Origin of the sequence: Enterococcus sp. DIV1682a, assembly GCF_051711005.1 — a bacterium.
GTDB lineage: Bacteria > Bacillota > Bacilli > Lactobacillales > Enterococcaceae > Enterococcus_B > Enterococcus_B hirae.
Genome location: NZ_JBIOLT010000002.1, coordinates 51,638 through 67,313 on the forward strand (window position 1 = coordinate 51,638; position 15,676 = coordinate 67,313).

Consider the following 15,676-nt stretch of genomic DNA (forward strand, 5'->3'; position numbering starts at 1 on the left):
TTTATTTTTTTGAGAGGAAGGTGGAACCTTATCGTTACTTTTATTCAACAAAAATGGAAAAAAACGAAACAATTTTTTGTCGAGCATGCGGATCAATTTTATCGTATGGCTCTTTTTTTTACGTTAGGAATGGTCTTATTTTTTTCAGTGCCTTCCATTCTTTTAGGGACAGAAAAAGATTTAGCGGACACACCTATCGGTGTAAATCATAGTCTTTCTTTGAATGATTTAACCCTCACACAATTGGAACGAGGCTATAACGAAAAGACACATTATGCCGAGATATTATTGAAAGCAGATGGAACAATGCCAGAGGGTGGAAAGTTAGAAATGATTGCTTCGGAATCAAAAACAGAACAAGAAATTCCGCATCATTTGATCCGTTTAACAGAGAACTATTATTTGATTCAGCTCTCTCAGATTCCAGAAAATTGGAAATCAATCGTCATTGATATTGGTATTGTTTCTCCAACAAATCCTGACTTCGATCCAAAAAGTATTCAAGATTTATTTGAAAACTATGGTCGAAAAGAAGTCGATCCAGATGAAGAAACTGTACAAGGTGCTTTGTTTATGAATCGAAAAAAAGTACCAGAAGATCCACAGGCAAAACCACAAAATGAGGACAAGTATTTGGCAAAATGTTTAGAGTTACAAATCAAAGAATCAGAAAAATTGATCCAAACAAATAAAGATTTGATTCGACAAAGTCAAAAATTTATTGAAGGAATTGAGAGGGAAATCAATGAGTTAGAAAGCGAAAAGAAATACGAAACGAAAACAGAAATTGAAGAAACCAATCAAGAAATCCAAACGAAACAATCACAAATTAGTGAGTATGAGACAAAAATTACTGAAGCAGAATCTAACAATGAGGAATTGCAAGAGAAGATCCAAAAGCTTCATGAACAGATTCAAGATTACCAGGAGAGAGGGCAATAAAATTAATCATTTTTGAGAAATTGACTGTCACCTAATCGGTTAAAACAGTCTTCTGTTAGATGATTAGTGTCACCTATTTTGTGATTCCGTCTTCTAAACGGTGAAAACGGCTATTTTAGTGACACACGCAAAAAGCCCGACACTGTCGGGTTGGGGACGATTCTGTCCCCCTTTTTGTCTTATGCTCTTGTTGCACTAGTAATGGCAAATTACATTTTAGAACGAAAGAGAGGGAGATCATTGATTCGATTCGTGTTGTGTTTATTGATCCTTTTTATTTTTATGGGTTGCATTTTTTATGGAATCTATTATTTTTTATCGAACAAAGGAGAGAATTTGAAACAATTAATTTCCATTTTAAAAAATAAACGGAGGTAAGAAAGTGACAGAAGTTCGATTGAGAAATGTAAATGATTTAGAGTGGGAACAGTTTAAAATCTATTGTAAAAAATATAAAAAAAATCCTTCCGAACAACTGAAAAAATATATTCGAGAAGCTGGGCGATTTGAAGCAGTACTCGAAACAGAATTACGAATGAAGGCGATAATAGATGATGTGATTGCCCATTTAGATTTAAATACACAAGCTTACTTGTTAAATGTAAAAAAAGGTATTTTGCCAATGATAAATACAGAAGAGGAGAATAGCCATGAAGTTTTCAATCAATCCTAATTTACAAACGGAAGAATTATTAAATGAGATGTTGGAGAAATTTGGTGGATCAAAAATTGAAGTGATCAATATTTTGGCAGATCGTTACTTGGCACAAAAAAAAATGATCGAACAACTTCAAGAAGAATTAGATGAAGAACGTCGCTTGCGAAAAAGTTTGTTGCGAAATTTAGAACACAAAATGAATGTGGTTTATGAAATTGAAAACACACGACTGCATTATGAAGATTTTCCCAAAATGAAATCGTCTGATCAAGAGCCCAATCATATTTTAAGAGAAGCAGAAAATCATTTAGAGATGAAACGGAATCAAGAGGTTTTTCATCATTTTGAACAGCGAGTGAATGATTGATGAGTTCGTCTCCTGGGATTATTATGACTGGAAAATTTGCTCGACCAGGTTCGTCTGCATTTCAGTCTTATATCGATTATATGGATCGAGAAGAAGCTGTTCGGAATGAAGCCTATGAAGCCTACTCTGCTTTTACAAATAGAGATGGGACTAGTGCTGCATATGAAGGAGATGAAGACGAAACATTAGAAGGGTATATTCATTATATGGCAAATCCTGTCAAAACGTCTCGCTTGTTTTCCGCAGATAAACACCAATTAAATGAAGAAGATTTAAAAAGAATGAAAGAACAATTTACTGCCGCTGCTAAAAATGGAAGTGTCATGTGGCAAGATGTTTTTTCATTTGATAACCAATGGCTGGTTCAACATGGTTACTTAGATGAACGAACGAATCAATTAAAAGAAGAAAAAATTCATGAAGCGATTCGCTTAGCGATGGCTACGATGTTATCAGAAGAAGGAATGACAGATTCCGCTGTGTGGACAGCTTCTATTCATTACAATACAGATAATATTCATGTCCATGTAGCGACTGTCGAACCTTATCCTACTCGAGAAAAGAAAAAATTTGTCGATCCAGAAACGGGTGAGCTAGTTACTGAGGTCAAAGGATATCGTTCACGTAAGACCATGCGTAAAATGAAATCAGTTTTTGCCAATCAATTGTTAGGTTTACAAAAAGAACGTGCGAAAATTGATGTGTTGCGTAAAGTAATGATTGAAGGAATACGTTCCGAACAAGGACAAGAACAATTGAATCATATGGTTATGGATTTACAACGTGTAGCTGAAAAACTGCCAGAACAAAAAGGTTACCAGAAATATGGTTACGCAGAAAAATATGGATTTAAAAAAGAATTAGACAAAGTGATCCAGTCTTTTATCGACCAAAATTTTCCTGAGTTGTATCAAGAAATGATGGATCGACAAGCATATATTCAGTCAGAAGAAGAGTCTGCATTTGGAGAAGGTCGGAATAGTTCTGAAAATAAATTGCACACCTTATACACACGTCTAGGAAACCATATTTTAAAAGAAATCCAAGCGATGGATCTCGTTCCTAAAAAAAGACAAGTCAATGGTTCAGTAGGAGAGATGATGATGGAAGGTCAGCCAGTTGATCGTGACAAAATCATAGAAGAGAATCAGACAAAACCGACTGAAGCTTTTCAACTTGCACTTGAACGAATTGTAAATAATCCTGCACGACACCGAGCCAACGAGCCTCCAGTTTTGGAAAGTTTGTTGGCTTATATTCGTACAGAAGAAGAAAAAATAAATGTAATTGAGGAAGAACTCGATGAACGTAAACAATACAAACGAGAATTAAAAAATGAATGGAAACTTCGCACAAGTAATAACCAAAGAATGACCATTCAAGAAGTGGAAGAAAGCAATTTTCCTCCGGTGTTGAAAAAAATGATTTTAACAAGTTCGAGACAAGGAACGATCACAGAAGAAGTATTCGATGAACAAACCGAATACTTTATCGATCAGTGTTTACCAAAAAGTTCTGAAGTATCAGAATACCAAAAGGAATTTGTAAAAAGTTTGAAAGAATCAGTGGAGAAAATTGAAAACAATCCTTTCCAACATAAAGAAAATGAACCACCAACAGCGGAAGAATGGCACCGTTATTTTCAATCATTGGAACAATCCATACCAACAGAAGATTCTTATGACCATTTATTCCAAGATCAGGCTGAAGAGGTGCGTTCCATGTATCAACGAACAAAAGAATTATCTGAAAAACAAGCGAAATGGACGAAGAAACGGCGTTTTCCATTATCCAAAAAAGAACGTGCCATGTTACAAAAGCAATGGCAGAAAGAAGTAGCCAAACGAAAACAAGTGTATCAACTGCAACGTGTATTGCGAGAGAATACAGAACAATGGCGAAATGAACGCTTTTATGAACGAAACATTTTAGATCTATCCGTTTGACGAGTGAACAACTTTTATTGAAGTTGTTCTTTTTTTATTACTAAAGGAGGATGTTAGATGAGTTACTATTCACCAAATCAAATAAAGGAAGCACGTAATTCAGATATTTTAGAATATATGATCTCAAAAGGAGAAACTTTCCAACGCCAAGGCAACTATTATCGTCATACAGAACATTCTAGTTGGGTATATGATAGTCGTCGAAAAGTGATGTTTTTCAATAAAGAGATCGATCAACCTGCAGTCAATAACTGTATCATGTTAGCGATGAAACTTTATGATTTTTCTTTTGAAGAAGCCATTGGCGATATTTTAGGCAGTGAAGTCAAGGTGTTGTCTGAAGCTGATTATCAAGTGAAAGAGAATGAACCGTTAAACTATCAACGAGACATTAAAGAACAGTCCAATTTTTCAGAAGTATTTTCTTATTTGACCAAAGAACGAGAAATCGACCCAACGATTGTGACCTTATTTAATCAAGCCAATTTGATTGGTGAAGATCGCTATCAAAATATTATTTTCAAATTTTTTGATCGAACCCAAATCATGAATCCTACAGTGGTGGGCGTGGAATTAAGAGGAACACGTTATTTACCAGAAGAAAAACGGTTGATCAAGGATCGTCCTTATTTTCTTTTCCAACACCCAGGGAATCAAAAAGATGCGATGTTTTTTGCTAGTTTAAACTCGAAAATTCCTACTGGAGAATTAAAAGTATTTGAAGCACCGATTGAAGTGATGAGTTATCTTTCTTTATATAAAGAAAATTATTTTGGTGCGAAAAAAGTATTGGTAAATACTGATTTTTGTGCTATGTCAGGTTTGAAGCACCAAGTCGTAGAATCCTATTTTAGAAAAGTATTAGAATCCAATCGGAAGATGGCAGAAGGGAAGAAAACGATCATACCACGTATTTCATTGTGTGTGAATAATGATGAAGCAGGAAGAGACTTTGTCGATCGTTTTAAGAAATATTTGGCACAAAGGGGATATTCAGAAACATTTATCAACTATAATGTTCGTCAAGAATTGCCGGTATCACAATTGGGGAAGTCTGAATCCTTTGATTACAATGATCTATTAAAAGAAACCAATCATTTGAAAACTGTCGATCAATCCATGATGGTTCAAGAAGACAACTTGATGGAACAATCTATATTGGCTAAAGAAGGCAACGTGATGGAACAATCCATAGTAACTGAAGAAGATAACATAGTAGAACAGTCTATGATAGTCAAAGAAGATAATGTGATGGAACAGGTGTAGAGGTATCTGAATGAAATGGAAACTAATAGTGTTTGGTTCAGGTCTTCTTCTATTGCTTTTTCCTTTTTTTATTATGCTAAATATGATGATACAAATGATTGGTTCAGTAGGAGCAACAGAGGAAACAAGTTCTTACTCAGAAGGAATGTTTACAGGAGAGTATACGGAAGATTTACCTATTTTTGAAGAAATCAAAGGAAGAGGGCCTATTACAGATGAACATGCGAGATATGCGGTAGGAGCGGCAGTTAAATACAAACTATTACCTTCAGTCATTCTTTCGCAATTCGGATGGGAAAGTGCTTATGGACAATCTTATTCTGGAAAAAATGACCACAATTATTTTGGGATAACCTGGTATTCAGGTTGTCCTTACCCTAAAGGAAGTGCAAGAGGTGTCGGAGGAAGTGAAGGGGGAAACTACATGAAGTTTCCTAATGCAAAGGCATGTTATGCATATTATGGTTATATGGTGGCTACTCAATCCAATTTCAATGCGTGTGTGGGAAATAAAGACCCTGGACAATGCCTTTTAATTCTAGGTAGAGGTGGGTATGCAGCGGCAGGAATTACCGAAGGAAGTGCCTATTATCAAGGAGCTATGGGGATCATTAAATCTTATCATCTAACAGAGTACGATGAATTTGCGATCAAAAAATGGGGAAGCATTAGCTCAACTTCTAGTGGTGGAAGTACTGGTAGCTTAGGTGGCGGATGGTACAATCCATTTCCTGGTTCAAGTTTAGAACGAAGTTCATTTTTGGGAGGACAACTTTTTGGAAAAAATCCTGGAGGAGAATTTCGTGTGAATGGTTTCCATAATGGATTAGACTTCGGCTCGGTTGATCACCCTGGAAATGAGATCCATGCGGTTCATGCAGGAACTGTCGTATTTGCTGGTAATCCAAGTATTGCGGCTTTAGGAGCATGTGTCATTGTAATTAAAGATGGTGATTTAAGCATGGTGTATCAGGAATTTGGTTCTTCTCCTTCAAATGCACGTGTGAAAGTGGGGGATAAAGTCAAAGCAGGCCAAGTAATAGGAATAAGAGATACGGCACATTTACACTTAGGATTTACTAAGAGCGATTGGTATGCCGCACAAGCTTCAGCATTTACAAATGATGGTGTTTGGTTAGATCCATTGCCTTATTTACAACAAAGTGGAAAGTAGGAGAGAAGATTGAAAAAAGTGATATTACTCAGTTTACTAGCGGTTCTTTTTCTTTCGGGTTGTCATAAAAAAGAGGAAACGAAAGTAACAGATACAAATACAAGTCAGTCAACGATGTTTTTGGAAGATAAAACGACTGAAACAAGTAAAGAACCAGAAAATCCGCGTCCTATGCTATTAGCATTTGGCAATAAATTTTTAAATTTCAATTCATTAAAAGAGCGGAATCAATCCGTAAAAGAATATATGACAGAAAAATGCCAAGAAGAGAATGGCATTAATGTGGATTTAGATGCTAAATTTCGTAGTGTAGGAAAAATTGTCAAAGTGTTTCAAGATACCGATAATGAAAAGCAATATGCATTATTGGGTGAAGAAGATAGTCGTGGTGTAAAAAACGAAGTCCTATTTGTTGTTCAACTGGTTGAAGAAGATGGCCAATATAAAATTGATAATTTTCGCTATGAACAACTTCATGTACATTGAATACTAAAAAAGAGGGAACAGAAATGAAAAAAATATTATGAAAAAAATGAGCTACTACAAGATTTTTTACACCGATACTTAAACTACGTAAAAAATGAACTTTTAGCTGATGGGAAAGTAACAGAAGCACAAATTGTTTTATCAAGGCTGGATAGTCATTTATGTTTATGGGATCAAACAAGGATAGAAAAGTTAAAATACCAAGATATACTGGAATCTTTACAACGAATTGATCAACCAATTGGTATATTTTTTAGAAGATAATTCCAATCATTTTAAGAATATATACGTTGTTAAATTATGTTTTACATGGTAAGATTCGTTGTGAAGAGGGGGAATGTAAAATGATTAATGTAACAGCCAGAAAAGTTGGCAATTCAATCTCTATTTCAATTCCAAAACAATATAAAGTTGAAGCAGGAACAGAGTATGTCACCTATAAATCAAAAAATGGTGGATTGATTTTTACGCCAAAAATAAAAAATCCATTTTTGTCAGATGAAGCTTTTCAAAAGGCTGAAGATGAGGAATGGCAATTTTTAGCTCAGGAGGAGATAGAAAAGGATGTATGAACCGCAACAAGGTGATCTCATATGGTTGAATTTTACGCCTTCTTTTGGGAGAGAGATGAGAGGGAAACACCCAGCACTGGTTGTTTCTTCCAATGCGTATAATCGAAAAACAAATTATATTATTGTGTGTCCAATTACTTCAGGCGGAAATGATTTTTCTGGTTATATTCCATTGCATGGATATAAAATACATGGAAGAGTGAATGCGACACAAATTCATAGTTTCGATACTGATCGAATTGTGAGTAAAGAGTTTATCGATCGATTAAGAGGAGAAGACTTTTTATTAGTGAAACAAATCTTAGATTATTCACTAGAAATTGATTTTTGATGATTGATAAAAACTGAATTTGGCTCGATACAATATATTTTTAGAGTGTATCATAATATTTTTAATTTTTATCCATTATAGGATTGGAATATTGAAGATATTTGGACAGCATATATTGCCAAAGGAAACTAGAAATATTTACTTGAAAAAATTTCATTCTTCAAAAAACAGACAATCATAAAATTTAATTTTATGATTGTCCAGATGATGTATCAATTAAACACTTTCGATTGGTTCTATCTTATAAAAGAATGTGTATTACTATCTTAAAAAATGATACTTTTGTTGCTATATGGGTTTTTCTCAAACTAGAGATGAATTACAAAAAAAGAGAGACAATGGTTCTATGGAAATAGATGAAAGATTTTTAAACCCTGTTTATAAGGTTTATAGAATTCCAATTAGTAAAATTCGAATTAATGATTATAATCCAAATAAAGTAGCGCCTAAGGAGTTAAAATTATTAGAACAATCTATTTTAGTAGATGGATATACAATGCCGTTTATTTGTTATTATGTGAAAGAAAAAGATTATTATGAGATTGTAGATGGTTATAATGGTTATTTAGTAATGAAAAAAATCTCCTGAAATTGCGAAAAGAGAAGAGAATCATTTATCTGTAGTTATCATTGATAAACTAATAACTGAAAGAATTATCAGTACCATTCGATACAATAGTGCTAGAGGTAAATATTCCATTGAAATTGTGCAGATGCTAGTAGAGTCAGGATTAAGTGATAACCGATTTAAATTCATCAAAGCATAAGACATTAGGCAAAGTCTGGTTGAAAGGGTTCGATGGGCGGTAGAATCTCTTCATGACACGATAAACCGAAGAAATGGAAATATTTTTCTAACTAGTGATTTCCTTTATCATCTCATTTAAGTGAGTAACGATAGATCAACGAACTTTTTGACTAATAAACAGTGTTTCTTAGCGACAGAGATATCTCTACGAAGGCAATCTGGCAGGACTTTCATTTGAATCGTTGTTTCTTTAACTCCCATATAGGCCCGATACTCAAAGAATTCATTAAGTAACAACAGGATGGTTGCCGTCCCCCAATGAATGATCTTAGAGGGGACGACACAAAGACAATGCGGACATTCTTCTGGCGTGTATTAGAGAGTATCTTTGTAAATCAAACAAATTTGCCCATTATATTTTTTTTTGGTTAAACAATTTTCCTCGAAATAGATATTTAAGTCTATAATATTTAGGTTATCATTGATAAGCTGAGTATAAGATATCTTGAATCCTTTTATGAATTGGTTCGCCAAATTAATTGTAAAGGATTTCAGAGTATCTTTTCTATATTTTTACATCCAAAAGTATAGAAACTATTTAAATGGATATATTTAAATAGTTTATTATTTTTCTGTAGAAATTGTTTCTACCGATTGAGTAATTGATTTTACAAGTATTTTCTATAAATACTTATCATTCAAAATATATAGGTAGGCAAGTATTTTAATATACATATTTATGTTAATCTTATTAAAAACATAGAAAAAGCCTCCTGAATTTTTCTCAGGAGGAATTATAAATAAATAGGGGGACTTATTTATCTAAAATTCGCATTTTTTATAAGTTTTAAAATTATTATCTTAATCTTTTTTATTTAATAGATTCAAATATGTAGGAAAATTATTGATAACAATACTTACTACGATGTTAATATTAGAATAATACAATACAACTTAGAAAATATAAATTTTCAGAAGCATATATTAGAGAAGTTTCTATAATTATTCCTGATAACTTTAGAAAAAGAATAAACTTCATAGTTCATTCAATTATTCTTTCCACTATAAACTCATAGCACCTCTTAGTATAGATATTTTAAACTAAGAGGTAACTATGATGGTGGGTGTTTAAGTTAGGTAATAGAATCAGCAAACAATGTAAATCAAAAATATTCAAGGAGACAATAACAATTTATTTAAAAATCTCTCTCTATCTTTAATCACCTAACTTGATTCTATTATAAATAAAAAAATCATTACATATTTTTTTATTTTTAGTAAACATATATAATTTATGATTTTTTTTATACTATTGATTAGGAAATCGGGATTATTTATTGAATAACAGTTATGATATTTTAAAAAATAAACAATAATAAGAAAAAAAGAATGTGCATTTAATCAGAATAATTCTAAAATTAAATTGAAAAAAAGATTTAGATAATTATTCAAACCAATAGCTTATAAGGCTGAAATTTAAAGTCTTTTTTTCATAAAGTATAATTGTCATTATAAATAATTCTATATACTTATTGACCATTTCCCAAAACTTATATATGAATTTTATTTATAATTGACAATTCCTATCTCTTCCAATATCTCAAATTTTTAAACTCTGTAAGAAGGAGAATAAGGGATTAATCTCTTATTCCCCTTTTCTATTTTTACGAGTTAATTGATAAATTTAGCATCTTGAATATTTGTAATAATTTGTTGTACATGTTCATCATAATTATTTTTTAAATAAAATTTTGCCATTTGGTAAACTGTTTCATATTCCTTTGTTCCATCAAAATTACTAAATATTTCTATTAGACTTTTAATATCAGGATCTGTTTTTATTGTTTTTCGATCTTTTGCTGTTCAATCTTTCTTTTGTTTTTCTAGTAAAATCTGCGACTCATCTGTAGACATTCTAGATGTTTTAACTATTTCTTCAACTTTAGGTCATTTTTTTCATGCTTTGTCAATGCCATAATAAATACTTCCGTAAATTATTATTTGTCTAGTGTATTTCTTTAGAATCACTCTAGAAAGTGACCTACTCACTACTTAGCTAAACTTATCGGTTTTTAAAACTTGAAATGAGATATTTTTGGGAAAACAGCATACTTGATAGCTTATTTTTTCACTAGCAATGGTGTCTCTTATTTACCAATCATGAATGAAAAGTTAATGGTCATTCAAAAATGTAGGTTTTTAGCCCACAAATAACAAGGTTACCTATACGACAATTTTTTTCTTTATAATCTTTAATCTGATAAGACTTTCCATTAATTTTAGTAATCTTAGCGTGGTACACTAATTGATCGATGAGTGCATTTGTTAAGTTTTTATCTTGAAAGATTTCAGCCTATGGAAACAAAGGAATATTCGTTGTAAAAAATCTGATCAAAACGTCTTACTTTCTTTATACGAATATCATCCAATTCCTTCATACTATATCTTAAACAAGTAGATAAAATGAATTTTGGTAATAAAAATATTATTGACAAACGAAAACGATTATAGTAAAAATGACTAAAACGTTTTCTTTTTTTGTTTTAGGAGGATTAGTTTATGAATGTTCAACCCCATATTCGTCTAAATTCTGATATAGATGTTGATAGTGCCATTATTGTAGGAGATCCTGCTAGAGTTGATTTAATATTAACTATGATGAGTAATTTCCAATTTTTAACTTACAATCGAGAGTATAAATCATCTATAGGAATTTACCAAAATAAAAAAATACTAGTTCTTTCCACAGGGATCGGAGCTCCTTCTACTGCTATCGCAATTGAAGAGTTAAATAATATTGGCATTAAAAAAATTATTAGAGTAGGTTCTGCAGGAGCTATGCAACCTAATATTGATCTAGGAAGTATAATTATTGCTGAGGGAGTTGTAAGGGATGATGGACTATCAAAGAAATATATTCCAAGTATTTATCCTGCAGTCCCATCATTTAATTTGCTTGCTTCTGCATATAAATATAAACCTAATGCAAATTATGGAATTGTAAGATCTCACGACGGTTTTTATATGGATGATAATGAACAATGTGAAGATTTTTGGACTTCTAAAGGGATTATCGCCGCTGACATGGAATCAGGAATTTTATTTATAGTTGGTCGTCAAAGAAATATCGAAACCTTGTCGATATTAACGAATGTTGTTCCTTACAAAAATGATCTTAGAGAGGGAGTTAATAACTTTGTAGACCAGGATAGACAAATGATAAAAGGTGAGAAAGAAGCTATAAAATTAGCTTTAGACATTTTGAGTGATTCATTTATTTAGAGGTGAAAAGTAATGCAGAATAATTCTCATTCGTGGTTATATAATCAATTATTTTTGGATTGGAAAAAATTTGAAGTCATTTATTGTTTAGGACTGATTACTCTTCAATTATTAGTTTATGCAATTGCTCCTGATAGTTTGGTTGGAATGTTATCTGGTGTAACTGGGATCATGTCCTTAGTATATGGAATGAAAGGAAGAAGAGTAGCATTTATTTTTGGTACAATTCAATGCATTGCAATGACTTACATAGCATGGATTAGCCATGCATATGGTTCTTTTTCAATGGATATTATTTATGTTATTTCTCAACCAATTGGTTGGTTTATGTGGGGAAATGATGAATCAGTTCATCAATTTTCAAATAAAATGCGCCAATTAATATTCTTTGGTGCATTTATTGCTTGGTTAATGGGATGGTTTATTTTAAGTCAAGTAAATGGTCAATTACCTTATTTTGATTCAATAAATTTTGTATTGAGCTTTATTGCGCAAATTCTTTATATACTTAAATATAGAGAGAATTGGTCTCTATGGATTATAGTAAACTTGGCCAATCTTATTTATTGGAGTGTTTTAACTATACAAATTTTAAATGGAGATACAGCTATAGGTACTTTGGGTGCTAATTTATCTCAAGTGGCTTTACAAGCAGCATTATTATTTAATTCTATTTATGCTACAAAAGTATGGGCAGAAAACAGTCGAAAGTAAATGTTAAAAAAGAATAAAATTACTTGTCAATGTACTAAAACTCTCTATAAAATCAAAATATATCTTTATTTTCCAAATAAATGAATTTTCTCCGACTATTTTAACATATTTAGGCATTCATCCCTTATAAGTAGGGATGAATATTGTTCGGTGTTAGTAAATCGGAAATCGAAAAAGTAAATGATATAATTTTTTTGATTCTAAGCTCAATTGTGTAATTTCAGTCTGAAAACGTCCGATTGAAAGATATTGAACTAGCACCACAAGTAAAATGTGAAGTCATTCATGATGATGCAGGTGTAACAATGATTGTGATTAGAGTGAGAACAGAACTAAGTCTGTCATAGCATTATGTTGTAGTTTGCATTTTGACCGAGAGAAGCGTAGGAACTACGAGAATTAGCTTGGTCAATAAGAGAAAACTCTGCAAGTGAAAAGATAAGCTAGCAAGTATGCTCTTTTCCCAAGAACTTCCCACTTCAAGCATTAAGAACAATCAGGTTTAGCTAAGTGGCGAGTAGTTCACAATTTTTATTTCAAGAAGTGATCTTATGGAACAAAATTCAAAAATCATTTTGCGCAAGAAAATTTGTCAATTAACAAATGATCCAGAATGGTTAACGCATCCGGAAATCGTTGCTGAAGTGCAAAAAATTTCCAGACTTTTAGAACACCCTTATTTAATACATTCTTATAATACAGGCTCTTTGTCAAATGATGTTGGTAAAGAGAAATCTTAGAATAATTTGGGCAGAAAGAAGAAAAACTTCTTTCTGTTCTTTTTATTTGGTTAAAATAGTTTTACCGTGTCGAATCATGATCCGTCGTTTGAAATTATAAAAATTTCGAACCCCATAAGCATTGCGTTTTAATATGGTTGTTTAAACATTCGAGTGGTCCGTTTGAATAACTGTAGCGGAGAGCATTTTGAATCTATGGCAGAAACTTTTTAAATGTTCGCAAAGTTGTCGCATAAGTTTCAGGTAGCTGGCTGACTTCTCTGGATAAACAGTCCTCAAATAGTGAATGCTCTCTTTTCTTTACTGCATAAAGAAAATCTTGGTATAACTGATAGCTTTGTCGCAGGTTGGGACAAGTAGCTATCAGTCGATCGACAATCTCTCTTTCAGTTAAATAATCTTTAAAACTGGCACGCCAAACCTGTTTTTCATCGTTCAACTTTGCCTCTTCTTTTTGTAGGAGTTTCCAATAACGTTTCATTTTTTTACCAAGTCCATATTGGTATTGAGAAGCACTTTTAAGTCGTGACTTGGTTTCCTTCACTCGGTGGTTTAAAAAAGTTCTTCCTATAATTTTGTTACTATTCAAAACTAGAATCATATTCGGAGTATCTTTTTATCTCAAAATAAGTGTCCATAAAATGACAGATAAAAAATTTTAGTTAATTCCAGAAGAAATCACTCCTCATTTAAAGAAAAACAAAGAAATATTATTTTTAAAACAGATATATATAGTATTGAATTGTTTATATTTATTTTTTTATGATTATTTGTAAAAATAAAATTACATAATTAATATATATATATATATTAAAATAGTATTGATACAATTTGAAAGAATATTCTTTTAATATATAACATTATTAAAGGAAGGGGAAGGATAACATAATGATGGTTCAGGGATGACTATCATAAAAAATGATTGTTCTATTGCAACAAAATACCATATGTCAATTATATAATGTTGAAAGGATTTATTATAAAATGAAGTTAAGAAATATTTTAGTCAGTTCAAGTATATTATTCAGTATAGGATGTTCCTCAGAGGTTATTGTACATGGAGACAGTATTGCAGATACGGCTAATGTGTCAGAGGTACAGGCTTATCAGTTAAATGTTAAAAAAATGTTTTGGACCGATCCTTATGTTGAAGGTGTTGGAACAGGTATTTCTCAAGTAAAATTTATTGTTAATGGGGTAGAGAAAGTCTCAGTCAATGTATCCAATGGTAAGTTTAAAGTACGTACATCTTTCCTAGGTTTAGATTCTAAAACAAAAGTATTTGAAGTAGAAGGAATTTCGAATACAGGTCAAATTGTTACAAAAAAAAAATGTGAGGTTCTCCCTAAATTGCATGACGCTTATGAAATGAATACTTCACAGAATTATCATTTGGGAGATTCATATATTTCTGGTACTAATCAAGGGGGAATTGATACAGTAGCCTTAAGAGTTAATAACAAAGTCGTTAGAAAAAAAGAAACAACTTTGAATAGTGATGGACAAGAAGGTTTTTCATTATTCGCAAAAGATAAAATAACAAAAAATAAAGACAAAGTGGAAGTTGTCGGATATGACAGTAACGGTAACACTAGAACCGTAATTAATGTTAAAGTTAATTAATCCTTCTGATTAAAGAGTATCTTTATTGTATCTGGCTGATAATATCATATATGAATATCTAAGCTAGTAAGGGTCACTAGCTTGGATATTTTTTATGCATAGCTGATTGACCCATTAATCAGAAAAATTGGCAAGCTCATATTTGAGAAACTGCTCAATCTATAAGTAATTCATTTCAATTTTTTCATATGTATGTGTGAAGAGTTTCTAATTTTGTGTTAGCATATTTTTTCGATAAGGATAGGTGAATCTCCTGTTCATATTTGAAAAAGACTTTTTGTTGTGTTGAAGTTTCTAGGTAACTTATTTTCGCATGTGTCTAAAGCATTGTAAACTAAGATGTTCAAAATATATGGATAATTTTTCAAGGTTGGCCATATCTTGTAAAAGAAAATCTCTATCTTTTTTAGGAATATAGTTTTTTCTTCTAACACTATAAAATTTCTGCCCTTAAATCTTTTCCTTCATTTTTTTACGATATTACGCCTCTTCTCACTCACTGAGTGGATCTTTGATACTAGGAACTAACATAATTACTCTATCTTCTGAATATACAACAATGTATTTTTTATTATCTGAAGACTTTTCACTGTTATCATACGGCAATTTGATTACTAAAGACTCCCTTGTAGTCTAAATTTTGTATATAATATGAACACTTATTTATCGTTTACATTACTACACAACACTTGGTAGCGCGAAGTTTTACAAAATATTATTTGTAGATGTTAAGTGTCCATAAAATGACCCATTTATGAACACTTTATTTTTCACCTTTATTTTTCAAAAAATGAATTCATTTTATGTTCATAAACCCATAACAAAAT

At 31.8% G+C, this 15,676-nt stretch carries 14 protein-coding genes and 4 pseudogenes; 15 read left to right on the forward strand and 3 right to left on the reverse strand.

The window, feature by feature from the left end; genetic code table 11:
- Nucleotides 1–9: 9 nt before the first annotated feature.
- From IGJ23_RS13555 to IGJ23_RS13605, 11 genes and pseudogenes are all read left to right on the forward strand, one after another.
- A complete protein-coding gene (locus IGJ23_RS13555; RefSeq protein ID WP_438775112.1) occupies nucleotides 10–942 on the forward strand; it encodes a hypothetical protein in 933 nt (310 codons plus the stop codon).
- A 382-nt stretch (nucleotides 943–1,324) separates the two neighbouring features.
- Complete coding sequence (locus IGJ23_RS13560; protein ID WP_438775113.1) at nucleotides 1,325–1,615, forward strand: hypothetical protein; 291 nt, start codon at nucleotides 1,325–1,327, stop codon at nucleotides 1,613–1,615.
- Nucleotides 1,593–1,967: a hypothetical protein gene (locus IGJ23_RS13565; protein ID WP_438775114.1), complete on the forward strand. Its 375-nt coding sequence runs from the start codon at nucleotides 1,593–1,595 to the stop codon at nucleotides 1,965–1,967. Before IGJ23_RS13560 ends, IGJ23_RS13565 begins: the two co-directional genes overlap by 23 nt.
- A complete protein-coding gene (gene mobP2 / locus IGJ23_RS13570) occupies nucleotides 1,967–3,913 on the forward strand; it encodes a MobP2 family relaxase (RefSeq protein WP_438775115.1) in 1,947 nt (648 codons plus the stop codon). The genes IGJ23_RS13565 and mobP2 overlap by 1 nt, the downstream gene beginning before the upstream one ends.
- Nucleotides 3,914–3,970: 57 nt before the next feature.
- The gene (locus tag IGJ23_RS13575; RefSeq protein ID WP_438775116.1) at nucleotides 3,971–5,179 is read left to right on the forward strand and encodes a DUF3991 domain-containing protein; all 1,209 of its coding nucleotides are present in this window, start codon (nucleotides 3,971–3,973) and stop codon (nucleotides 5,177–5,179) included.
- 10 nt (nucleotides 5,180–5,189) lie between these two features.
- Complete coding sequence (locus IGJ23_RS13580) at nucleotides 5,190–6,353, forward strand: glucosaminidase domain-containing protein (RefSeq protein WP_438775117.1); 1,164 nt, start codon at nucleotides 5,190–5,192, stop codon at nucleotides 6,351–6,353.
- A gap of 18 nt (nucleotides 6,354–6,371) precedes the next feature.
- Nucleotides 6,372–6,839 carry an EF0163 family protein gene (locus IGJ23_RS13585; protein WP_438775119.1) on the forward strand — a complete coding sequence of 156 codons (468 nt, stop codon included), beginning with the start codon at nucleotides 6,372–6,374 and terminating at the stop codon, nucleotides 6,837–6,839.
- 344 nt (nucleotides 6,840–7,183) lie between these two features.
- A complete protein-coding gene (gene mazE / locus IGJ23_RS13590) occupies nucleotides 7,184–7,411 on the forward strand; it encodes a type II toxin-antitoxin system PemI/MazE family antitoxin (RefSeq protein ID WP_081115476.1) in 228 nt (75 codons plus the stop codon).
- Nucleotides 7,404–7,742: a type II toxin-antitoxin system PemK/MazF family toxin gene (locus tag IGJ23_RS13595; protein WP_081115477.1), complete on the forward strand. Its 339-nt coding sequence runs from the start codon at nucleotides 7,404–7,406 to the stop codon at nucleotides 7,740–7,742. Before mazE ends, IGJ23_RS13595 begins: the two co-directional genes overlap by 8 nt.
- A 188-nt stretch (nucleotides 7,743–7,930) precedes the next feature.
- A pseudogene (locus IGJ23_RS13600) lies at nucleotides 7,931–8,112 on the forward strand (DUF3440 domain-containing protein); the annotation flags it as partial.
- A pseudogene (locus IGJ23_RS13605) lies at nucleotides 8,089–8,482 on the forward strand (ParB N-terminal domain-containing protein); the annotation flags it as partial. The pseudogenes IGJ23_RS13600 and IGJ23_RS13605, both read left to right, overlap by 24 nt.
- Here IGJ23_RS13605 and IGJ23_RS13610 read toward each other — a convergent pair.
- Together IGJ23_RS13610 and IGJ23_RS13615 are read right to left on the reverse strand one after the other, a co-directional pair.
- A pseudogene (locus tag IGJ23_RS13610) lies at nucleotides 8,483–8,994 on the reverse strand (ISL3 family transposase); the annotation flags it as partial.
- Nucleotides 8,995–10,669: 1,675 nt separating this feature from the next.
- A complete protein-coding gene (locus IGJ23_RS13615; RefSeq protein ID WP_438775120.1) occupies nucleotides 10,670–10,837 on the reverse strand; it encodes an ATP-binding protein in 168 nt (55 codons plus the stop codon).
- 212 nt (nucleotides 10,838–11,049) lie between these two features.
- Here IGJ23_RS13615 and IGJ23_RS13620 point away from each other — a divergent pair, with 212 nt between their 5' ends.
- The 3 genes from IGJ23_RS13620 to IGJ23_RS13630 all read left to right on the forward strand — a co-directional run bounded on the left by IGJ23_RS13620 (nucleotide 11,050) and on the right by IGJ23_RS13630 (nucleotide 13,226).
- Nucleotides 11,050–11,772 carry a nucleoside phosphorylase gene (locus IGJ23_RS13620; protein ID WP_081115478.1) on the forward strand — a complete coding sequence of 241 codons (723 nt, stop codon included), beginning with the start codon at nucleotides 11,050–11,052 and terminating at the stop codon, nucleotides 11,770–11,772.
- Between the two features lie 12 nt (nucleotides 11,773–11,784).
- Nucleotides 11,785–12,486: a nicotinamide riboside transporter PnuC gene (pnuC, locus tag IGJ23_RS13625; RefSeq protein ID WP_081115479.1), complete on the forward strand. Its 702-nt coding sequence runs from the start codon at nucleotides 11,785–11,787 to the stop codon at nucleotides 12,484–12,486.
- A 551-nt stretch (nucleotides 12,487–13,037) separates the two neighbouring features.
- Nucleotides 13,038–13,226, forward strand: a complete 189-nt coding sequence (locus IGJ23_RS13630) for a hypothetical protein (protein ID WP_081115480.1) — start codon at nucleotides 13,038–13,040, stop codon at nucleotides 13,224–13,226.
- A 42-nt stretch (nucleotides 13,227–13,268) separates the two neighbouring features.
- Here IGJ23_RS13630 and IGJ23_RS13635 read toward each other — a convergent pair.
- A pseudogene (locus IGJ23_RS13635) lies at nucleotides 13,269–13,797 on the reverse strand (transposase); the annotation flags it as partial.
- Nucleotides 13,798–14,210: 413 nt separating this feature from the next.
- Here IGJ23_RS13635 and IGJ23_RS13640 point away from each other — a divergent pair.
- Nucleotides 14,211–14,849, forward strand: coding sequence for an immunoglobulin-like domain-containing protein (locus tag IGJ23_RS13640; protein WP_081115481.1), 639 nt, complete (start codon nucleotides 14,211–14,213; stop codon nucleotides 14,847–14,849).
- Nucleotides 14,850–15,676: the final 827 nt, after the last annotated feature.

Bases quoted from the DNA above. Each gene is read 5' to 3' on its own strand.
- IGJ23_RS13565 (WP_438775114.1), top strand. From the start codon at position 1,593: ATGAAGTTTTCAATCAATCCTAATTTACAAACGGAAGAATTATTAAAT.
- mobP2 (WP_438775115.1), top strand. From the start codon at position 1,967: ATGAGTTCGTCTCCTGGGATTATTATGACTGGAAAATTTGCTCGACCA.
- IGJ23_RS13575 (WP_438775116.1), top strand. From the start codon at position 3,971: ATGAGTTACTATTCACCAAATCAAATAAAGGAAGCACGTAATTCAGAT.
- IGJ23_RS13580 (WP_438775117.1), top strand. From the start codon at position 5,190: ATGAAATGGAAACTAATAGTGTTTGGTTCAGGTCTTCTTCTATTGCTT.
- mazE (WP_081115476.1), top strand. From the start codon at position 7,184: ATGATTAATGTAACAGCCAGAAAAGTTGGCAATTCAATCTCTATTTCA.
- IGJ23_RS13595 (WP_081115477.1), top strand. From the start codon at position 7,404: ATGTATGAACCGCAACAAGGTGATCTCATATGGTTGAATTTTACGCCT.
- IGJ23_RS13620 (WP_081115478.1), top strand. From the start codon at position 11,050: ATGAATGTTCAACCCCATATTCGTCTAAATTCTGATATAGATGTTGAT.
- pnuC (WP_081115479.1), top strand. From the start codon at position 11,785: ATGCAGAATAATTCTCATTCGTGGTTATATAATCAATTATTTTTGGAT.
- IGJ23_RS13630 (WP_081115480.1), top strand. From the start codon at position 13,038: ATGGAACAAAATTCAAAAATCATTTTGCGCAAGAAAATTTGTCAATTA.
- IGJ23_RS13640 (WP_081115481.1), top strand. From the start codon at position 14,211: ATGAAGTTAAGAAATATTTTAGTCAGTTCAAGTATATTATTCAGTATA.